The 20,169-nt window shown below is 70.4% G+C and carries 17 protein-coding genes and 2 riboswitches; of the genes, 15 read left to right on the top strand and 2 right to left on the bottom strand.

All coding sequences use genetic code 11. The annotated features are described in order from the left end of the window. Positions 1-3,111: cobaltochelatase subunit CobN (cobN, locus tag ACYVIH_RS17450; RefSeq protein WP_460870780.1), on the bottom strand; the 3,111-nt coding region annotated here is incomplete at its 3' end. Positions 3,112-3,150: 39 nt separating this feature from the next. Continuing rightward, positions 3,151-3,278, bottom strand: a riboswitch (cobalamin riboswitch). Between cobN and ACYVIH_RS17445 the strand changes: the two genes are divergently transcribed. The 11 genes from ACYVIH_RS17445 (at position 3,278) to ACYVIH_RS17395 (ending at position 12,549) form a co-directional block, all read left to right on the top strand. Further along, positions 3,278-3,856 (top strand): histidine phosphatase family protein, encoded by a 579-nt coding sequence (locus ACYVIH_RS17445; protein WP_460870778.1) that lies wholly within the window; start codon positions 3,278-3,280, stop codon positions 3,854-3,856. It overlaps the preceding riboswitch by 1 nt. Positions 3,857-3,861: 5 nt before the next feature. After that, positions 3,862-4,614 (top strand): uroporphyrinogen-III C-methyltransferase, encoded by a 753-nt coding sequence (cobA, locus tag ACYVIH_RS17440; protein ID WP_460870777.1) that lies wholly within the window; start codon positions 3,862-3,864, stop codon positions 4,612-4,614. 121 nt (positions 4,615-4,735) lie between these two features. Further along, positions 4,736-4,845: riboswitch (TPP riboswitch) on the top strand. Then, a complete protein-coding gene (gene thiE / locus ACYVIH_RS17435) occupies positions 4,841-5,452 on the top strand; it encodes a thiamine phosphate synthase (RefSeq protein WP_460870776.1) in 612 nt (203 codons plus the stop codon). (Overlaps the previous riboswitch by 5 nt.) Further along, positions 5,449-6,564: a glycine oxidase ThiO gene (gene thiO, locus ACYVIH_RS17430; protein ID WP_460870775.1), complete on the top strand. Its 1,116-nt coding sequence runs from the start codon at positions 5,449-5,451 to the stop codon at positions 6,562-6,564. Before thiE ends, thiO begins: the two co-directional genes overlap by 4 nt. Further along, positions 6,561-6,749: a sulfur carrier protein ThiS gene (gene thiS, locus ACYVIH_RS17425; protein WP_460870774.1), complete on the top strand. Its 189-nt coding sequence runs from the start codon at positions 6,561-6,563 to the stop codon at positions 6,747-6,749. Before thiO ends, thiS begins: the two co-directional genes overlap by 4 nt. A 5-nt stretch (positions 6,750-6,754) precedes the next feature. Further along, on the top strand, positions 6,755-7,513 hold the full coding sequence (locus ACYVIH_RS17420) for a thiazole synthase (RefSeq protein ID WP_460870773.1): 759 nt from the start codon (positions 6,755-6,757) through the stop codon (positions 7,511-7,513). Continuing rightward, complete coding sequence (locus ACYVIH_RS17415) at positions 7,510-8,103, top strand: thiamine phosphate synthase (protein ID WP_460870772.1); 594 nt, start codon at positions 7,510-7,512, stop codon at positions 8,101-8,103. Before ACYVIH_RS17420 ends, ACYVIH_RS17415 begins: the two co-directional genes overlap by 4 nt. Then, complete coding sequence (gene thiD / locus ACYVIH_RS17410; protein WP_460870771.1) at positions 8,100-8,894, top strand: bifunctional hydroxymethylpyrimidine kinase/phosphomethylpyrimidine kinase; 795 nt, start codon at positions 8,100-8,102, stop codon at positions 8,892-8,894. Before ACYVIH_RS17415 ends, thiD begins: the two co-directional genes overlap by 4 nt. Then, positions 8,894-10,579: a phosphomethylpyrimidine synthase ThiC gene (gene thiC, locus ACYVIH_RS17405; RefSeq protein ID WP_460870770.1), complete on the top strand. Its 1,686-nt coding sequence runs from the start codon at positions 8,894-8,896 to the stop codon at positions 10,577-10,579. Before thiD ends, thiC begins: the two co-directional genes overlap by 1 nt. Further along, positions 10,576-12,276: a 5,6-dimethylbenzimidazole synthase gene (gene bluB / locus ACYVIH_RS17400; protein WP_460870769.1), complete on the top strand. Its 1,701-nt coding sequence runs from the start codon at positions 10,576-10,578 to the stop codon at positions 12,274-12,276. Before thiC ends, bluB begins: the two co-directional genes overlap by 4 nt. Positions 12,277-12,303: 27 nt before the next feature. Further along, positions 12,304-12,549 carry an aldo/keto reductase gene (locus tag ACYVIH_RS17395; RefSeq protein WP_460870768.1) on the top strand — a complete coding sequence of 82 codons (246 nt, stop codon included), beginning with the start codon at positions 12,304-12,306 and terminating at the stop codon, positions 12,547-12,549. 212 nt (positions 12,550-12,761) lie between these two features. On the opposite strand, the gene ACYVIH_RS17390 is transcribed toward ACYVIH_RS17395, so the two are convergent. Beyond that, positions 12,762-13,922: a tyrosine-type recombinase/integrase gene (locus tag ACYVIH_RS17390; protein WP_460870767.1), complete on the bottom strand. Its 1,161-nt coding sequence runs from the start codon at positions 13,920-13,922 to the stop codon at positions 12,762-12,764. Between the two features lie 383 nt (positions 13,923-14,305). On the opposite strand from ACYVIH_RS17390, the gene ACYVIH_RS17385 reads away from it, so the two are divergent. From ACYVIH_RS17385 to ACYVIH_RS17370, 4 genes are all read left to right on the top strand, one after another. Continuing rightward, the gene (locus ACYVIH_RS17385; protein WP_460870766.1) at positions 14,306-15,229 is read left to right on the top strand and encodes a tyrosine-type recombinase/integrase; all 924 of its coding nucleotides are present in this window, start codon (positions 14,306-14,308) and stop codon (positions 15,227-15,229) included. A 75-nt stretch (positions 15,230-15,304) separates the two neighbouring features. After that, complete coding sequence (locus ACYVIH_RS17380) at positions 15,305-15,760, top strand: helix-turn-helix domain-containing protein (RefSeq protein WP_460870765.1); 456 nt, start codon at positions 15,305-15,307, stop codon at positions 15,758-15,760. Between the two features lies 1 nt (position 15,761). Then, positions 15,762-16,313 carry a PIN domain-containing protein gene (locus ACYVIH_RS17375; RefSeq protein WP_460870762.1) on the top strand — a complete coding sequence of 184 codons (552 nt, stop codon included), beginning with the start codon at positions 15,762-15,764 and terminating at the stop codon, positions 16,311-16,313. 111 nt (positions 16,314-16,424) lie between these two features. Next, positions 16,425-20,169, top strand: a 3,745-nt coding sequence (locus ACYVIH_RS17370; RefSeq protein ID WP_460870760.1) for a YobI family P-loop NTPase, incomplete at its 3' end; no start/stop codon positions are given.

Below are 20,169 nucleotides of genomic sequence, written 5' to 3'. Positions count from 1 at the left end.
GTGCTCGGCGGAGTCGACGTTCTTGGCGGCGACCTTGATGCGGCGGTAGTTGGCGCGCATGTCGTCAGCGGCCGGTGCGCCGTCGAGGTCGCGGCCGTAGGCGAAGCCGCCCCAGGCGGTGTAGACCTCGGCGAGGTCATTGTCATCGCGCCATGTGCCGGACTCGATGACCTGCAGGATGCCGGCGCCGTACGACCCGGGCTTGGACCCGAAGATCCGGGTCCGGGCGCGCCGGGCGTCGCCATGCTCGGCCAGGTCGGCGGCATAGTTGGCGCGCACGTAGTTCGCCTCGGCCGGCTCGTCGAGGTCGGCCACCATCCGCACCGCGTCGTCGAGCATCGCCACGACGTGGGGGAACGCGTCGCGGAAGAAACCCGAGATCCGGACGGTGACATCGATGCGCGGTCGGCCGAGCTCCTCCAGCGGGACGACGACCAGTTCACGGACCCGGCGCGACTCGGCGTCCCACTCAGGACGCACACCGAGCAGGGCCAGGACCTCGGCGACGTCGTCCCCGGAGGTCCGCATCGCGCTGGTGCCCCACACCGACAGCCCGACCGACGTGGGGTAGGTGCCGGTCTCGTCGAGGTACTTCTGCACCAGCGAGTCCGCCATCGCCTGGCCGGTCTGCCAGGCCAGCCTGCTCGGGACGGCCCGAGGGTCGACGGTGTAGAAGTTGCGGCCCGTCGGCAGCACATTGACCAGACCCCGTAGGGGAGAGCCGGAGGGCCCGGCCGGCACGAACCCGCCGGCGAGGGCATGCAGGACCGCGTCAAGCTCGCCGGTCGTCCCGGCCAGACGGGGGACGACCTGATCGGCCGCGAACCTCAGCACCTGCTGGACCTCCGGCGAGTCATGCAGCGTTGCGGCGACCGTCGGGTCCCAGCCGGCTCCCTCCATTGCCTCGACCAGCGCCCGAGCCCGCGCCTCCGTCTCGTCGACCGCCTGGAGATCGGCGCCATCCTTGAGACCGAGCGCAGCGCGCAGGCCGGGGACCGCGTTGCCGACCCCGCCCCACACCTGCGCGGCGCGCAAGATCGACAGCACCAGATTCACCCGGGCCTCGCCCGTCGGCGCCGCACCCAGGACGTGGAGACCGTCGCGGATCTGCGCGTCCTTGATCTCACACAGCCAGCCGTCGACGTGGAGCAGGAAGTCGTCGAACTCCTCGTCGTCCGGACGCTCCTCCAGGCCGAGATCACGGTGCAACTGGGCGGCGTGCATGAGCTGCCAGATCTCACCCCGGATGGCCGCCAGCTTGGCGGGATCCATCGCGGAGATCTTGTCGTACTCCTCGAGCAGACCCTCCAGCCGCGCGATGTCGCCGTAGGACTCCGCACGCGCCATCGGCGGCACCAGGTGGTCCACGATCGTCGCGTGCGCGCGGCGCTTGGCCTGCGCGCCCTCGCCCGGGTCGTTGACCAGGAACGGGTAGATCAGCGGCAGGTCCGCGATCGCGGCGTCGGGCCCGCACGCCGCGGACAGGGCGGCGTTCTTGCCCGGCAGCCACTCCATCGAGCCGTGCTTGCCCAGGTGCACCACCGCGTGCGCCCCGAACCCACCGGCGTCGACGTCCGCGCCGAGCCAGCGGTAGGCCGCGAGGTAGTGGTGGCTCGGTGCCAGGTCCGGATCGTGGTAGATCGCGACAGGGTTCTCGCCGAAGCCGCGCGGGGGCTGGATCAGGATCACCACGTTGCCGGCCTGCAGCGTGGCGAGCACGATCTCGCCCTCGTCGTTCACGAAGAGGTTGCCCGGTGGTTCGCCCCACGCCTCGACCATGGCATCGCGCAGCGGCGCCGGGAGGTCGGCCGTCCAGGCGTCGTACGCCGCCTTGCCGATGCGCACGTGTGCGTCGGTGAGCTGGGCGCTGGTCAGCCACTCCTCGTCCTGTCCGCCGGCGGCGATCAGCGCGTGGATCAGCGCGTCGCCGGCCTCGGTCTCGTCGGCGAGGTCGAGGAGGGGCAGGACGGGGTTGTCGGCCCCGAGGTCGTACCCCTCCTCGCGCAGGCGGCGCAGCAGCCGGATCGCGGAGACCGGGGTGTCCAGGCCGACGGCGTTCCCCACCCGCGCATGCTTGGTGGGGTAGGCGCTCAGCATCAGCGCGACCCGCTTCTCGTCGGGGGGCACCCGGCGCAGGACGGCGTGGTTGACCGCGATGCCGGCGACGCGGGCGCAGCGCTCGGCGTCGGCGACGTACGACGGCAGCCCGTCGGCGTCGATCTCCTTGAACGAGAACGGAGCCGTGGTGATCCGGCCGTCGAATTCCGGGATCGCGATCTGGCTCGCGTAGTCGAGCGGGCTGATGCCGTCGTCGGAGGCCTCCCACTCGGCGCGGCTGTTGGTGAGACACAGCCCCTGCAGCACGGGGATGTCGAGCGCGGCCATCCGCTCGACGTCCCACGCCTCGTCGTCGCCGCCGGCGCTCGCCGTCGCCGGGGTGCTGCCGCCGGCCGCCAGGACCGTCACGACGAGTGCGTCGAGCGTCCCGAGCGCGGCGTACAGCTCATCGGGCGCGGAGCGGAGCGAGCCGGCGAAGATCGGCACCCCGACGGCCCGGCCGGTCGCGTCGACCGCGTCGGCGAGGGCGTGGGCGAAGGCGTTGTTGCCGCTGGCCTCGTGGGCGCGGTAGTAGAGCACCCCGACGCGTGGCAGCCCGCTGCCGTGCGCGAACGGCCGGTCGGCGTACCCCCACGCGGGCACCGTCGCCGGTGGCTCGAAGCCCTCGCCGGTCAGCAGCACCGTGTCGGAGAGGAAGGCGTGCAGCTGGGCCAGGTTGGCCGGACCGCCCTCGGCGAGGTAGCGATGCGCCTCGGCGGCCGTCCCCACCGGGACGGTCGACAGCTCCATGAGCTCGGCGTTCGGCTCCTGCTCCCCCCCGAGGATCACGAGCGGCGTGCCGTCCTCGCGCACGGCGGACAGCCCGGGCCACAGGTCGTGCGGGGAACCGAGCAGGCGGACCACGACCAGGTCGGCGGATCCGGCGAGAGCGGCGAGCTCGACGTCGGAGCTGCGGGTCGGGTTCGCCCACGCGTAGTCGACGCGGCTCGCGCGCGCCGAGAGCAGGTCGGTGTCGGACGTCGACAGCAGGGCGATGCGGGTACGCGCAGCCATGGGCCGGGGCTCCTCCTCCGGGGTTCTCGCCCCGTCGATCGGTGGGATCAGCCCGCGGCCAGTGTCTGGCTGCGTCCCTTCGGACGTCACAGTGGCGGAACCGCCCCGGACTCTCACCGGGTTCCTGCGCCACGAGCGTCTCGCAGCCTACGGGAGAATCGCCCCCATGCCGCACCCGGTCTACCTCGTCCGTCACGGCCAGTCGGAGTGGAACGTACGCCGCCTGACGCAGGGGCAGACCGCTCATCCGCCGCTGACCGACCTCGGGCGCACCCAGTCGGCGGCGGCGGCGGAGTTGATCGCGAGTGACCTGGCTGGCCTGGGGCTGGTCGCGGCTCGGCTCATCTGCAGCGACCTGACCCGCGCGGCCGAGACCGCTGCGGTCATCGGCCGCCGGCTGCAGCTGACTCCGGAGTCGGACCTCCGCCTGCGCGAGCAACATCTGGGTGACCTCGAGGGCCGAACGTACGAGGAGACCTGGGCCGCAGCGGAGACCTTCGACTGGTCGGACCCGACGCAGCCGCTCGCGGGTGGCGAGTCGCTCATGGACGTGTACGACCGCATGGGTGCTGTGCTCGGCGACCTCGACCGCGGCTGCGTATCCGTCCTGGTGTCGCACGGGGACGCGATCCGGTCAGCCGTCGCGTATCTCCAAGGCATGAAGCCACACGAGGCAGCGTGGGTCGACGTCCCCAACGGGGCCGTGGCCCGCATCGACGATGGCCTCACGTGGCTTGGACAATGACGCTCATGCCTGACCGCGCCCTTTGCCTGGACCCAGCCCCGTTCGCCGGAGTCACCCTCGTCGGCGCCGGTCCAGGCGACCCGGACCTCATCACGATCGCTGGCCTCAAGGCACTGCTCGGCGCGGATGTCGTCGTGACCGATCGGCTGGTGCCTCATGAGTTGCTTGCGGGGCTCGCTCCCGATGTGGAGCTCATCGACGTCGCCAAGTTCCCGCGCAGCAGGTTCACCGCCCAGGAAGACATCAACGCCGTCCTGCTCGACCGGGCACGAGCCGGAAAGAGGGTCGTCCGCCTCAAGGGAGGTGACAGCTACGTCTTCGGTCGAGGGTTCGAGGAGGTGCTTGACCTGCACCAAGCGGGAGTCCCGGTCCGTGTCATCCCCGGCCTCTCCTCATCCCTCTCGGTACCAGCGCTGGCGGGGATCCCCGTCACGCACCGAGGGGTCGTCCACGACTTCACCGTCGTCTCAGGTCACCTACCGCCGCGCCACCCTGACAGCCTCGTCAATTGGGGCGCCCTGGCCGCATCACGAGGCACGATCGTCTTGATGATGGCCGTCCAAAACGCCGGTGCCATAGCCCAGGCCCTCATCGATGGCGGACGCGACGCCGGCCAGCCCGCGGCAATCGTCACGGACGGATCCCTGGCGAGCGAACGCGTCATCCACACGAGCTTGGGTCAGCTCGAAAAGGCGACCGAGACCGAAAAGGTACGCCCGCCGGCAATCATCGTCATCGGCGACGTCGCCGGGCTCTGACCTGATCAGCTCACGGGATGGCCTCACCGCGCGTCGGCGTGGTTGTCACGCAACAGGCGGGACGGCTGTGCCCGTCCGGCTGACCTCCTTCCGAGAAGACGTGCACGGCTGCTACGGTCGTCGCATTCCACACGGGAGCCCGAGGCATCGGGCTGAGATGGGGCTGGAGCCGCTCCGACCGTCGAACCTGATCCGGGTAATGCCGGCGAAGGAAGTGAGGAGCGACGTGCTGCCCCGCATTCACTGCATCACCGACTTCCCGTCGTACGACGACGGGACGATCACCCTGCTGGAGGCCGTCGTCCGCGAGGGCGTCCACGCCGTCCAGGTGCGTGCGAAATCGGTGTCCGACCGCGAGGTGGTGGCGTTCACCCGCGCCCTCGTGGACCGCCTTGCCGGGACGCCGGCGGCGGTGATCGTGAACGACCGTGTCGACATCGCGCTCGCCGCGGAAGCCCACGGCGTCCACCTCGGGCGGGACGACCTCGCCATCGTCGATGCCCGGCGCCTGGCGCCGCCGGGCTTCCTCGTCGGCGGCACCTGCCGCAACGCCGAGCACGCCCGCGCCGCGAAGGCCGAGGGCGCCGACTACGTCGGGGTCGGGCCCGTCTACCCCACGACCACGAAGAGCGGTCTGCCCGACCCGATCGGACTGGACACGCTGCGTGAGGTCGCCCAGGTCCTGCCGGCGATCGCGATCTCTGGCATCAACGCCGAGCGCGCACCCGAGGTGATGTCGGCCGGGGCCTACGGGATCGCGGTGGCGTCGGCCATCTGTCGATCACCCCGACCCGCTGCCGCCGCGAGAGGACTCGTCGACGCCGTCGCGCTCGCATGAGGGTGGCGGTGATCGGCGCCGGCATCGTCGGCCTGGCGTGCGCGGAGGAGCTGGTCCGCGCCGGGCACGACGTACGGCTGTTCGACCCCGACCCGGGCGCCGGCGCGACCCGGGCGGCGGCCGGCATGCTCGCCCCCGCCGGTGAGGCCTGGCACGGGGAGACCAACCTGCTGCGGCTCGGCGTCGCCTCCGCGCGCCTCTGGCCGCAGTACGCCGCGCGCCTGCACGCCGCGTCCGGCCTCGACGTCGACCTGCGCACCGCCGGCACGCTGCTGGTGGGCCAGGACCACGACGACCTGCAGCACGTCCACCGCACCCTGGAGGTGCTCGAGGCCGAGGGCCTCGCCTACCGCGAGCTGGACCGACGCGAGGCCCGCGCCGAGGAGCCCACGCTGTCCCGGGTCGCCGGCGCCGCACTCCTGCCCGAGGACCACCACGTCAACCCGCGCCGGGTCGCGGCCGCCCTGCTGCGCCTCGTGTCCGAGCAGCTGGTCCGGGCCCGGGCGACGGTGACGCCGACGGGCGTGATCACGGCCGACGGCCGGAGCCATCCCTGCGACGCGGCGGTGGTGGCCACGGGTGCCGAGGCGCGCGGGCTGGTCCGCGCGGTCCGTCCCGTGAAGGGGGAGACGATCCGGCTGCGGGCCGCCGACCCGCCGACGCGGGTGCTCCGGGCGCGGGTGAACGGGGAAGCCGTCTACGCGGTGCCCCGTGCCGACGGCGAGGTCGTCGTCGGCGCGAGCGAGGAGGAGCACGACACCGAGCCGCACGCCAGCCTCGGGACCGTCGTGCGCCTGCTGCACGCCGCCCGCACCCTCGTCCCCGGCCTCGAGACCGCAGACGTCCTCGAGATCACCGCCCGGAACCGACCCGGGACGCCGGACAACGGGCCGTTGCTCGGCCCCGCCGAGGCTCCCGGGCCGCTCCGCGTGGTGCTGGCCGTCGGCCACTACCGCGGGGGCGTCCTGCTCGCGCCGCTGACGGCCCGCGTGGTCCGGGCCCACGTGGAGGGCGGCGAGATCCCCTCCCTGGCACGACCGTTCACACCCGGCCGGTTCGCCGCGGACCCGACCGACGCACCCACCGACGTCAGGAAGGCCCTTCTGCTATGAGGATCCTCGTCAACGGCCAGCAGCGCATCGTGGCAGACGGCGCCACCCTGCTCGACCTGGCACCGCCCGTCCGCGGCCTCGCGGTCGCGCTCAACGGCGCCGTCGTGCCGTCGGGATCGTGGGCGACCACGTCGCTGTCCGAGGACGACGCGGTCGAGCTCGTGACCGCGCACCAGGGCGGGTGAGCCGCATGCAGATCGCGGGAGTCGACCTCCCCAGCCGGTTGTGGATCGGCACCGGCGGGCTGACGAACATCGGCGTGGTGTCCGACGTCGTGGACGCCGCCGCTCCGGGCCTGGTCACGGTGTCGATCCGTCGCACCTCCGACACCGGCAGCGGCGGACTGCTCGACACACTCCGGGCGAAGGGCGTGCGCATCCTGCCCAACACCGCCGGGTGCCACAGCGCTCGCGAGGCCGTCCTCACCGCCCAGCTCGCGCGCGAGGCCCTCGAGACCGACTGGGTCAAGCTCGAGGTGATCGGCGACGACACCAGCCTGCTGCCCGACGTGGTCGAGCTGCTCGACGCGGCCGAGACGCTGGTCGGGCAGGGCTTCCGGGTGCTGCCCTACACCACCGCCGACCCCGTCGTCGCGCGGCGCCTGGCCGACGCTGGCTGCGTGGCGGTCATGCCCCTGGGCTCGCCGATCGGCTCGGGTCGCGGCATCGACGACCCGCGGGCGATCGAGGCCGTGCGCGCCGCGGTCGCGCTCCCGGTCGTGCTCGACGCCGGCATCGGCACCGCGAGCGACGCCGCGCTGGCGATGGAGCTGGGCTGCGACGCGGTGCTGGCGGCGACCGCGATCACCCGCGCGGACCGTCCGGTGCAGATGGCGGCCGCCCTCCGCGCGGCGGTCGAGGCCGGCGAGCTGGCCCGCGGCGCGGGCCGCGTCCCGCGCCTGACCACCGCCCGCGCCTCGAGCCCGATGGCCGGACGGGTGGGGACGTGACGGGGGTCGACCTGCCGCGGCTGCTGCTCCTCACCGACCGCCACCAGGTCCCTCCCGGGCGCGACCTGGTCGGCACCGTCGCCGACTGCGCCTCCGCCGGGCTGGAGGCGGTCGTGCTCCGCGAGCTCGACCTGCCCGAGCAGCAGCGGCAGGAGATCGCCCGCGCGCTCGGCTCCGCCGGCGTCACGGTGATCCTCGCCCGCACCTGGCTGCCGGGCGCGGCGGCGGTGCACCTCGCCGCCGCCCAGAGCCGGCACGACGCCGACGCCGCGCCCTTCCACGGCCGGTCGTGCCACGACGACGAGGAGGTACGCCGCGCGGTCGCCGGCGGCGCGTCGTACCTGACCATCTCGCCGGTCGCCGCCTCCGCGTCGAAGCCGGGCTACGGCCCCGCCGTCGGGGAGGGCGGCGTACGACGCGCCGTCGCGCTGGCCGGCGACGTGCCGGTCTTCGCCCTCGGCGGGGTCGAGGTGGAGAACGCCGCCGCGATGCGCGCTGCCGGCGCTCACGGCGTCGCGGTCATGGGGGCCGTCATGCGCGCCCCGGACCCGACCGGCGTCGTGGCTCGCGTCCTGGAGGAGGTCCGATGACCCCCCTGGTCGCCCTCACCGTGGCGGGCACCGACTCCGGCGGCGCTGCGGGCGTGGCCGCCGACCTGGCGACGTTCGCGGCGCTCGGCGCGCACGGGACGTGCGCCGTCACCGCCGTCACCGCGCAGGACACCGCCGGCGTGCGTGCCGTGGCCCACCTCGCCGCCGACCACGTGCGGGCCCAGATCGACGCCGTGCTCGACGACCTGCCGGTCGCGGTCGCCAAGACCGGCATGCTCGGCTCCGCCGAGGTCGCCGCGGTGGTCGCCGACCTGCCGTCGGGCCTGCCGCTGGTCGTCGACCCCGTCCTGCGCACCACGAGCGGCGCGGTGCTGGCCGACGAGGCCCTCGTCGCCGCCTACCGCGACCGCGTCCTCCCGCGCTGCACGGTCGTCACTCCCAACCTCGCCGAGGCACGCCGGCTCGCCGGCGCCGACCCGGAGGAGCCGCCCGAGGACGTGGCGCGGGCCCTCCACGCGCTCGGCCCCGCGGTCGTGCTCACCGGCGGCGACCCGGACGCCGACCGGTGCCGCGACCTCGTGGTCGACGACCGGGGCCGCGCGCACGTGCTCGAGCACGCCGGCGTACCGACCACCAACGACCACGGCACCGGTTGCACGTTCTCGGCCGCCCTCGCCGTGCACCTCGCCCGGGGAGAGCCGCTCCCTACCGCGACGCGGGCAGCCCAAGCCTTCGTCGCGGCCGCGCTGCGCCGCAGCGCGGGCTGGCGGCTGGGTCGCGGTCGCGGCCCCGTCGCCCACACGTCCGTCCCACCCACCCAGGAGGCCTGATGCACATCCACCCCAGCCACAGCACCGTCCACCGCACCGGATCGCGCGCCGACGTCCGCGTGCCCTTCACCCGGGTCGCGCTCACGAACGGCGAGACGTTCGACCGGTACGCCACCGCGGGACCCGGCAGCGACCCCGAGGTCGGCCTGCCGCCCCTGCGCGCCGACTGGATCGTCGAGCGCGGCGACACCGAGGAGTACGCCGGTCGGGAGACCCAGCTGCTCGACAACGGGAAGGGCGCGCTCCGGCGGGGCGAGGCGCGCGACCAGTGGCGCGGCACGCGGCCCCGGCCGCGCCGCGGCACCGGCACGGTCACCCAGATGCACTACGCCCGGCAGGGCGTCGTGACGCCGGAGATGGAGTACGTCGCGATCCGCGAGAACTGCGACGTCGAGCTGGTCCGCTCGGAGGTCGCGGCCGGGCGCGCGATCATCCCCGCCAACCTCAACCACCCCGAGGTCGAGCCGATGATCATCGGGCGCCGGTTCCTCGTCAAGGTGAACGCCAACATCGGCAACTCCGCGGTCACCAGCTCCATCGCCGAGGAGGTGGACAAGCTCACCTGGGCGGTGACCTGGGGCGCCGACACGGTGATGGACCTGTCCACCGGCGACGACATCCACACCACCCGCGAGTGGATCATCCGCAACTCGCCGGTCCCGATCGGCACCGTGCCGATCTACCAGGCGCTGGAGAAGGTCGACGGCGACGCGAGCAAGCTCACCTGGGAGGTCTTCCGCGACACCGTCATCGAGCAGTGCGAGCAGGGTGTGGACTACATGACCATCCACGCCGGCGTGCTGCTGCGCTACGTGCCGCTCACCGCGCAGCGCATCACCGGGATCGTCTCCCGGGGCGGGTCGATCATGGCCGGCTGGTGCCTGGCCCACCACGAGGAGAACTTCCTCTACACCCACTTCGAGGAGCTGTGCGAGATCTTCGCCCGGTACGACGTCTCGTTCTCCCTCGGCGACGGCCTGCGCCCCGGCTGCACGGCTGACGCCAACGACGAGGCGCAGCTCTCCGAGCTGCGCACCCTCGCCGAGCTGACGCAGCGGGCCTGGGAGCACGACGTCCAGGTGATGGTCGAGGGGCCCGGCCACGTGCCGCTCAACCTCGTCGAGGAGAACGTCGTGCTGCAGCAGGACTGGTGCCACGGCGCGCCGTTCTACACCCTCGGTCCGCTGGCCACCGACATCGCGCCCGGCTACGACCACATCACCTCCGCGATCGGCGCGGCGGCGATCGCCATGCACGGCACCGCGATGCTCTGCTACGTCACTCCCAAGGAGCACCTCGGGCTGCCCAACCGCGACGACGTGAAGACCGGCGTCATCACCTACAAGCTGTCCGCCCACGCCGCCGACGTCGCCAAGGGACACCCCGGCGCCCGCGACTGGGACGACACACTGTCCCGCGCCCGCTTCGAGTTCCGCTGGCACGACCAGTTCGCGCTCTCCCTGGACCCGCACACCGCGGAGTCCTTCCACGACGAGACGCTCCCGGCCGAAGCCAGCAAGACCGCGCACTTCTGCTCGATGTGCGGCCCGAAGTTCTGCTCGATGCGGATCAGCCAGGACGTCCGCGACTACGTCGCGGCCGGCATGGCCGAGAAGTCGACACAGTTCGTGGAGCTGGGCGCATCGGTCTACGTCGAGGATGATGCCTACACTGCGACACCGTGACCTGGCGACGACCGGTACCGCTCATCGGCGACCAGACCTCGGCGGCCGAGCGTGCCGCCGAGGTCGGTGCCTGGGCGTTCCCCGACCACGTGCGGGAGCGCTTCTACGACGTCGTCGGCGCCCGCCGGGACATCCGCAGGTACCGGCCGGACCCGGTGGATCCCGAGATCCTCGACCGGGTGCTGGCCGCGGCCCACATGGCGCCGTCGGTCGGACACAGCCAGCCCTGGCGGTTCATCGTGGTCGCCGAGCCCGCGACCCGGGATCGAGCCGCGCGGATGGCCGACGAGCAGCGGCTCCGCCAGGCGCGGCAGATGGAACCCGATGCCGCCCGGCGGCTCCTGGACCTCCAGCTCGAAGGCATCCGTGAGGCACCGTTGGGCCTCGTCGTGGCCTGCGACCGGCGTGCCCCGGCCGGGGGTGTCCTCGGTCGCGCGACCTTCCCGGACACCGACCTGTGGTCGTGCGCATGCGCCATCGAGAACCTGTGGCTCGCAGCTCGGGTCGAGGGCCTCGGGGTCGGCTGGGTCACCCTGTTCGACCAGCAGGAGCTCGCGAACCTCGTCGGAGTGCCCGACGGCGTGGTCACCCTCGGCTGGCTGTGCCTGGGCTGGCCCGACGAGCGGCCGCCCGCGCCGGGCCTGGAGCGGGCCGGCTGGTCACGCCGCCAGCCGGTCGCCGAGGTGGTGATGGCCGAGCGGTGGGACGAGTCCGCCGAGGCTCCGGTCTCGCACCTTCGGGCACCGGACAACAGCGCGGTGGTCGGCGTGCGAGACGAAGCCGACCGTCTGCTCACCCCGCTCGGCTCGCTCGGACTCCTGGACCGGTACGTCGACCGCGTCGCGGCCGCCGGATACGGGGAGGCCGGCGCCGTCCCGACCGGAGAGCTGCTGCTGGTGGCCGGTCGGCACGGCGTGGTCGCCCACGGGGTGTCGGCCTTCTCGCCCTCGGTCACCGACGACGTCCTGGCCGCGAGCGCGGTCGGGGAGTCGGCCGGCGCGGCCGCGGCCCGCGCGGCGGGCCTGAGCTTCCGCGCGATCGATGCCGGAACCGCGGCGGGCGACCTGGTCCGCACCGACGCGATGCCGGCCGCGCAGGTCGGGGACCTGCTGGCGCAGGGTCGTGCCCTGGGCGAGTCGGCGGGCCGCGAGCACGGTCTCCTCGTCCTGGGCGAGGTGGGCATCGGCAACACGACGGTCGCCGCTGCGCTGGCAGCTGTCCTGCTCAACGTCGCTCCCGCCGAGGTGGTCGGCCTCGGCGCGGGAGCAGACACCGCCATGCTGCGACGCAAGACCGACGTCGTGGAGGCGGCCCTGGCACGGGTCCGGCGGACCCGCGGCGCAGAGCCCGTCTCACCGGAGGACGCGCTTGCGGCCGTCGGCGGTCCCGAGTTCTGCGTCCTGGCCGGTGCCGTGCTCGGAGCGGCCTCGGTCGGCGGCGTCACCGTCCTCGACGGCCTGGCCACCACCGTTGCCGCGCTGGTCGCGGTGCGTCTCGAGCCAGGCGTATCGGCCTATCTGATCGCCGGTCAGCGCAGCCGGGAACGCGGGCACGACCTAGTGCTGGACCACCTCGGCCTCGAACCATTGCTCGACCTGCGGCTGCGAGCCGGTGAAGGCGTAGGCGCCGCCTTGGCGGCCGGCATGCTGATCAGCGCACTCAACCTCCGCCACGGGATCGGGCGCACCGCGCCATGAGACAGAACGAAGCAACTCAGTGATCTGGTGGCCGTGGTCGAACCCGAGGTGGTGGCCCAGCTCAAGCGGTCGCTTCGGACGTTGGGCACCGACCACGTCGACGTCTACCAGTTCCACTCCGGCAGCGACATGGTCTTCGAGAACAACGAACTGTGGGAGGCGCTGGCGGCGGAGCGCCAGGCCGGCAAGGTCCGCTTCCTTGGCGTCTCGCCGGGCGACAAGCAGTCGTCTCGGCAGACTGAGCGCGCGCGACGGAGATCGGCGCCGACATAGCCGCGTCGGCGCTCGCCTGGGTGCTGCGTGACCCGCGGTCACCTCGGTCATCCCGACCTGCAAGTTCGTGGAGCAGGTCGAGTCCAACGCGGCTGCGGCGGACCTCGTTCTCGCCGAGCACGGGACGGACCGTGGCGTGACCTCGGAAACCCCACCGGAGGCCACGGGCTAGGACCACCCCTGACCCGGAGCTGGTGCGGCTGCAGCGTCGCCTATCGGTTCGTTTGATCGTCCTCACTCGATGTCCCGCCGTTGGGGTGCGCGGCCCTTCTTCCGCGGATGCGGGTGAGGGCATCGAGGTTCTTGGCGTCGGCGTCGGGGAGTGCGTGAAGGTATTTCTGGGTGGTGGTGATTTGGGCGTGTCCCATCCGGTCCATGACGGACTTGAGGTCGGAGCCACCGGCGAGGAGCCAGGAGGCGTGGGCGTGGCGTAGGTCGTGGACGCGGACGTCGAAACCGACCCCAGAGGCTTTCACGGCCGGTAGCCAAACCCGCGTGCGGAAAGTGTTCCGCGAGATCGGGGTGCCCTCGCGGGTGGCGAACAGCAGGTCATCGGCACCCAGACGCCGGGAGTCGATCCAAGCGGCGAGCTGGCCGATCAGGTCGCCGGGGAGGCCAAGGGAGCGAGCCTCGTTGTCCTTGGGGTAGGCCTTGGTCAGCATCCGGTGCCCGGTGGGGGAGTTCTTGATCGAGACCTCCACGACTGTCTCCTCGACGCTCAGCGTGCGCTTGATGAAGTCGAGGTGACGAGGCTTGAGGGCGATCAGCTCGCCCCAGCGCAGTCCGGTGTTGATCGCGGTCTCGACCATCAACCGATGCTGTTCGGGGAGGGCGGTCAGGATGGCGACGTACTCCTCAGGCGTGAGGGTGCGGGCCTTCTTCTTGATCACCTTGGGGAGCTCGGTGTGGGCGCAGGGGTTGAAGGTGATGACCCGGTCGCGCTGGGCGCGTTCGAAGATCGAGTGCAGCATGGTGTGGTACTTCCGGACGCTGGCGGCAGAGAGGCCGTTCCCCGTGGCGGTGGTGACCCAGCGTTGGATCTCCGAGGGCAGGACCTTGCCCATCGGCCGTCTCCCGAAAGTGGGGATGAAGTGCTTGTCGAGATAGGAGCGGTAGGCGGCGAGCGTGGATGTCTCGACGTGCTTGGAGGGCAGCCAGACCGTCTCGACGTACTCGGCGAAGGTGACCTGGCCACGGGAGTGGTCGTGCCAGGCGCCGTCGCGGACCTTGGCCTCCTCCCGGTTCGCGGCGCGTTCGGCAGCTCGACGACTGGAGTAGGTGCCGGCGGAGCGCTGCCGTCCTTCGGGATCGCGGTAGCAGGCGACGAACCGTTTGTCGCCGTCGTCGGTGGTCCGGGTCTTGATCCACGCCATCGGTCCTCCCGGGGCCTCGAAGAGTCGGTGTCCGCGCAGTGTCCGCAAACGTTGCCCCGACGCTCGGCGGAACTTGGCGAAAGCCGACGGAAACTCAATGTGATTCTGACCTGCGACTTTACGCTCACAACTAGGGGGAGTCGAGGCCGATGTGAGGCATTGTGTGAGTCTGGTACGGCACTCATAACCCAGAGGTCGCAGGTTCAAATCCTGCCCCCGCTACAAAGTTTCAGGCTCGGAATCTACGGATTCCGAGCCTGAAAGCATTTAGAGATTTGATCCAGGTACCACTTACTGTCGCGAAATCTGGACCCAGCCCGATGCCGGCCCAACCGCGGCGGTCGCGGGGCCGTCGCTGGCGTCGTCGTCTGGTTCCGTCGGGTATGCAACCCATCGACCCGACCCCCGCCGTCCTGCTGGACCTGCTGCCCGAGTGGGAGCTCGCGCTCCGAGCCGAGGACAGGACGCCCGGCACCATCGAGGCGTACCTCGGCGGCACGCGCCGCTACTTCGACTGGTGCACCGCAGCCGACGCGGCCCCGATGCTCCGGACCTCCCTGCAGACCTGGATGGCCCACCTCCTCGAGACCGGCAGCGCGCCCGGCACCGTGCTCGCCCGCAAGCAGTCGGTCAAGCGCTTCGCTGACTGGCTGCTCGCCACCGGTCAGGTGCCCGGCCACCCCTTCCTCGGCGTCAAGGGACCCGCCCAGCGGCGCTACATCGTGCTCCCGCTCTCCGACGACGAGCTGCGCGCCCTCATCGCCACCTGCACCCACCCGGTCCACCGGCCCGACGAGAAGCTGCACCACCGCCGCGACGAGGCCCTGATCCGGCTCATGCTCGAGACCGGCATCCGCGCCGGCGAGGTCGTCGCCCTCCTCCTCGCCGACCTCGACCTCGACATCCACCGGATCACCGTCCGCCGCGGCAAGGGCGGGCACCTGCGCACCATCCCCGTCGGGACTAGCACGATCACCGCGATCCGCGGCTACCTCCCCGAACGCGCCCAGCACCCCGCCGCCGACGGCCCGCGGCTGTGGCTGGGGGAGCGCGGCTCCACCTTCGGGTACGACGGCCTCAACCAGGCCCTGCGCCGCCGCGCCCAGCACGCCGGCATCGACGGCTTCCACCTGCACCGGCTCCGACACACCGCGGCCCACCGCTGGCTCGCCGCCGGTGGCTCCGAGTCCGGGCTGATGGCCATGGCCGGCTGGTCCCGCACCGACATGCTGGTGCGCTACACCCGCGCCACCGCCGCCGACCGCGCCGCCGCCGAAGCGCTGCGCCTCGACCTCGGGAACATCTGACCACCGATAGTCGTTCCAACTGTTGCGTTTGCTTCGAATATTGCGAATAATGGATGTCCTGAGAGAGGAGACACCATGACTGCGTTGGCACTCGCCCCCGTCCAGCCCGACGAGTCCGACATCAGTGCTGCCGTCGAGGCGCTGCCGCACGTCAAGGACTACCTCGCCACCCACAACGACAGCGTCATCCGGCTCGTCGTCGCCGACGACCCCGAGGAGACCCTCATCGTCCCGCGCGGTGCCGTGGAGCTTCTCGCCCGGGTGCTCGCCCACATGGCCGCCGGTCAAGGGGTCTCGGTCGTGCCCGCCCATGCCGAGCTCACCACCCAGCAGGCGGCAGAGCTCCTCAACGTCAGCCGGCCCTTCCTGATCGGGCTGCTCGACGCCGGCGAGATCGAGTACCGCAAGGTCGGCAAGCACCGCCGGATCAAGGCCCAGTCCCTGATGGCCTACATGGCCCGCGACGACCAGGAGCGCCGCGAGGCCGCCGACGAGCTCACCCGGCTCAACCAAGAGATGGGCCTGCTCTGAGGTGGCCTTCGTCGTCCTGTACGACGCCAACGTGCTCTACCCGAGCACGCTCAGAGACCTGCTGATCCGCATCGCCCAAGCCGGCCTCGTCCAGGCGAAGTGGACCGACCAGATCCTCGACGAGGTCTTCGGCAACCTCGCCGCGAACCGGCCCGATCTCGACCCGCAGAGGCTGGCCCGCACCCGGGAGTTGATGAACAAGGCCGTTCGCGACTGCCTGGTCACCGGCTACGAGCCACTCATCGACGCGCTCGCCCTGCCGGACCCCGACGACCGGCACGTGCTCGCCGCCGCGATCAAGGCCCGCGCCCAGGTGATCGTCACCAGCAACCTCAAGGACTTCCCAGCGGCCGCGCTCGCGCCGTGGGACATGGAGGTCAAGTCGCCCGACGACTTCATCCTCGACCAGATCGACCTCAGCCGCGAAACGGTCTACGGCGCCGTCCAACGGATCGCCGACTCCATGGCGAACCCTCCTGCCGCGGTTCTCGAGGTCCTCGGGATGCTCGAACGCGACGGACTCGTAGAAGCCTCTGCAGCGCTCCGTACCTAAGGGCCGCGACGGCTTCACGGGGCTGACGCGCCCCCTTCCGCAGCCGCCAACGACGACTGGCTTCGACGGTTCGCCTCCTTAGCGTCGGAGGTAGTCCCTAGAGTCCTCGACATGTCGCCCCCGTCTCCAAACTCGGCCCCGGCGTCGCCCGAGGATGTGCCGGTCCTGCGAGGCCTCGGGCCTCAGTACGACGAGAACCAACACGGCCGTCACGCGAAGATGCTTCTCGAGGTTCTGTCCAACCAGTCGAGCGGCGCCGCGAGGAACATCGCGTTGGCGGGGCACTACGGCAGCGGGAAGAGCAGCGTCATCCTCGGAGTCCAAGACGGCCTGACCCAGCGGAACATCGAGTGGGTCAACCTCTCCTTGTCGAGCCTCGGCATCGACAACACCGCCCGTGCGCGCGTCCAGCCGGACGGAACCCTCCCTCCTCTCACGAACTTGATCCAAAAGGAGATCGTCAAGCAGCTGCTGTACCGGAAGGCTCCGGCGGACATGCCCGGTTCTCGGTACTTCCGCATCGACTCCTTCCGAACAAGCCGTGCTCTGCAGTGGGCAGCCGTCACGGCGATCGGCTTCTTCGCGACCGCGGTGCTGCTGGGCCTGGTTGATCGCGCTGAGAAGGTGGCGCCAGCAAGTCTCGTGGACGGCCGGGCATGGGCACCGTGGCTGATGGTCGGCCTGCTTGGCGTGTTCCTCGGCACCGTCTGCTTCCTCGCCCTTCGCGGGCTTCAGAACCCCGTTCGAGTCGACAGCGTGTCCGCTGGCGGAGCCGCCGTCTCACTGAGCGCCAAGGAAAATTCGTACTTCGACGAATACTTGGACGAGATCGTCTACTTCTTCCAACGAACCAGAACCAAGGTCGCGATCTTCGAAGACCTGGACCGATTCAAGGATCCGCACATCTTCGAGACGCTGCGTGAACTGAACACTGTCCTCAACAACTCCGAGCAGGTGAAGGCACGGCCGATCAGGTTCGTCTACGCGGTGCGAGACAGCATCTTCGAGCAACTCGAGGTCGATGCGGACTCGGCGGACCCTGACGCCAACGCCGCGGGAGGTTCGTCCGCGCAACGCGCATCGGCCCACGAATCCGCACCCTCATCCAATCGAACCAAGTTCTTTGACCTAGTCGTGCCGATGGTCCCGTTCATCACGCACCGTTCCGCTCGAGACCTGCTGGCTGCCGAGTTCGAAGGCTCGCCCCACAAGCCATCAGCCGAGTTGATCAATCTTGTCGGCGGCCACCGGGCGCTTACTGACATGCGACTGATTCGCAATATCCGCAATGAGTTCGAGATCTACCGAGCCGCGGTCTTGAGCGACTCCGGGCTCCAGGGGCTCACCCCGAACCGCCTGTTCGCGATGATGGTCTACAAGAACACGCACCTGGAAGACTTCGAAGCTATCCGCTTGGGCACGAGCAGGATCGACGCTGCCCACCATGCCTTCCGCGACATGGTGGAGCACCAAGTGCGCCATCAGACCGCGAGAAGCAGGTCGGCGCTGGCTCGCGCGCGGGGCGTGGCCACGTGGGACGCACGCGCAAAGACTGTCGGAGAGAGACTCCAACAGGTGCTCCCGATCGTTCACAAGGCAAACCCGCGCGGCGGCGGCGGGCAGCCCCACCTCATCCATTCATCGGGCAACTACGCGATGAGCGACCTGACCTCCGGTGAACTGTGGAAGAGGCTGCACGAAACTCGCAATGCCGTGCAGGTGGGCCAACCCAACTACTACACCGTCACTCTGTCGTTCGATGAGCTGCTCACCCTCGCCGGTGACGCAGGCGCGGAAATGGAGAAGGCTGTCGAGACCGACGTCGCAGCGCTTCAACGACGCTCCCGCGTTGCGCTGGAAACCAAGGAATTCGTCGCCAAGGCCACCCTCGCCGACCTCATGGCCCGGCCCGACGTGACGATGCCCGACGCAGACGGCGAAGAGCGTAACTTGGACGAGATCGTGTCGGCCATCGTGTCCCCGCTCGCACGAGACCTGCTCGCCCGCGGATTCATCGACGAGAACTTCACCCTGTACTGCTCGGACTACCACGGCGTGGCGATCAGCGTGAGCGCAATGAACTTCATCCTGCACTGCGTGCAGGCTGATCGAGCCGACCCGCTCTTCCGGTTCGACGACCCCTCATCGATCGACTCGGTCGAGCAAGAAGTAGGCGATCGCTTTCTCAACGGGGAGAGCGTGTTCAACGTCGCCGTATTCGACCACTACCTAACGAAGGACCCCCGGCGCCTGGAGCACGCGCTCGAGCGCCTGGCCAGCAAATCCGCGGCCGGCGACACAAAGTTCGTGGATCTCTTCCTGGAGGACGACACGGTCCACACCACGGACCGCCTCGTACATGAACTCGCGTCCCGCTGGAGCGGGCTCTTCATCCACCTCTGTGACGGCTTCTCGAACGACCTGACCATCGCGCTTGTCGACTCGGCGATCAGAGGCGCCACGCCAGAGACCGACTACGCCACGTCGACCAGCGTCTCCAACTTCATTGCGACTCACTATGCGCAGATGCCTACGTTCACGGACGACACCGGGCAATCGGAAGCGGACGCTCTCGTAGAGCTGCTCGGGCGCCTCGACGTGCAGATCCCCGTCCTGCAGGACCTCGGCCAGGCTCAGAAGGCGGCTGTAGTCGCGAACCATCGCTACGTCATCACCAGGGCGAACCTTGTTGCCGCCCTCGGCGAGCCAACAGCTTTGGCACTCGACTTGGTCAAGGCGTCCGACAGCGATGTCTACGATCACCTCATCCAGAACCTCGACGCATACCTTGACGCCCTCGACGACGGCGAGACGACGGTCGAAGACCCGAGCCAGTTCCTCGACGTCCTCGACGACCTTGTCAGCGCGCCGGAGGAGTTGGTGCGTGCTGTCGCCCAGCATGCGTCAGAGCCATGCGTCGTGACCGACCTGAGCGCGCTCGAGCAGGCGGGATGGAATGCAATCGTTTCGGCAGGCAGGCTCCGGACCTCGGTGTCGAACGTGAGCCGCTTCGTCCAGGAACACGGTGTCACGCCAGAGCTGGCCACCAGTCTCAAGGCTCACGGCCTCCTCGATGCGGAGGAGGTCGACGCGGAGGAAAGGGTCGCTCTCGCCTACGCCATCATCGAGACCTCAAACCTCGATGCCGCTGAACGCGTGCGGCTGGTCGGCCATCTGGACCTGCCGGACCACTTGGACCCCTCGGACCTCAGCGCCGACGGACGCTCGCTGATTCCCGCTCTACTCGCCGCACGCGAAGTCGCAGACGACGAGGACACCTACATATACATCGCCGATCGGCCGTACTCGTTCCGCGAGGACTACTTCGCCTCATCGGAGCAACTCGCGTCGTACGTAACCAAGCTGCCGCTGTCTGCCGACGACCTCGCGCAGGTAATGAAGAGTCGCCGCGTGCCGCCGGCCGTCAAGCGTGCCGTTGCAGATGACGTCCAGTTCGTGGCCGGCCGCCTATCACCCCGGAGCGTTATCGCGATGTGCGAATGGGCGACCAAGGGCAACGAACTGTCAACGGACCTGCTCCTCGTTCTCAGCCGTGCTGGCGCGCCCGCCGAGCATGTCCTCGGGCTGCTTGAACCCCATCTTCCAGATGTCGACACGGGAACGGTCGACGACATACTTCGGGCCCTCGGCGACGAGTACGAGCCCCTCACGCGGACAGGACGTCACCGCCCTCGAGTGAAGGACAGGCCGGGTACGACCGAGCTGCTTGACGAGTTGGTGCGCCGAGGGAGGGTGAGTTCTTACAGTGACGCGAGGATGCTGGGCGGCATCAGACCCGATCTCGCAGGTAGGGGTGTGAGGGCGTCTGGTTTCGGGTGCTCGCCCCGCGTGTCAT

The organism is Nocardioides pakistanensis (assembly GCF_054781215.1).
The sequence above is the reverse complement of the archived record's forward strand: the minus strand, read 5'-3'. Positions and strand labels throughout refer to the sequence as shown.

What these genes read in the sequence shown, in the direction of transcription:
- ACYVIH_RS17445 (WP_460870778.1), top strand. Translation starts at nt 3,278, where the DNA reads ATGCCGCACCCGGTCTACCTCGTCCGTCACGGCCAGTCGGAGTGGAAC.
- cobA (WP_460870777.1), top strand. Translation starts at nt 3,862, where the DNA reads ATGCCTGACCGCGCCCTTTGCCTGGACCCAGCCCCGTTCGCCGGAGTC.
- thiO (WP_460870775.1), top strand. Translation starts at nt 5,449, where the DNA reads ATGAGGGTGGCGGTGATCGGCGCCGGCATCGTCGGCCTGGCGTGCGCG.
- thiS (WP_460870774.1), top strand. Translation starts at nt 6,561, where the DNA reads ATGAGGATCCTCGTCAACGGCCAGCAGCGCATCGTGGCAGACGGCGCC.
- ACYVIH_RS17420 (WP_460870773.1), top strand. Translation starts at nt 6,755, where the DNA reads ATGCAGATCGCGGGAGTCGACCTCCCCAGCCGGTTGTGGATCGGCACC.
- thiD (WP_460870771.1), top strand. Translation starts at nt 8,100, where the DNA reads ATGACCCCCCTGGTCGCCCTCACCGTGGCGGGCACCGACTCCGGCGGC.
- thiC (WP_460870770.1), top strand. Translation starts at nt 8,894, where the DNA reads ATGCACATCCACCCCAGCCACAGCACCGTCCACCGCACCGGATCGCGC.
- ACYVIH_RS17390 (WP_460870767.1), bottom strand. Translation starts at nt 13,922, where the DNA reads ATGGCGTGGATCAAGACCCGGACCACCGACGACGGCGACAAACGGTTC.
- ACYVIH_RS17385 (WP_460870766.1), top strand. Translation starts at nt 14,306, where the DNA reads ATGCAACCCATCGACCCGACCCCCGCCGTCCTGCTGGACCTGCTGCCC.
- ACYVIH_RS17380 (WP_460870765.1), top strand. Translation starts at nt 15,305, where the DNA reads ATGACTGCGTTGGCACTCGCCCCCGTCCAGCCCGACGAGTCCGACATC.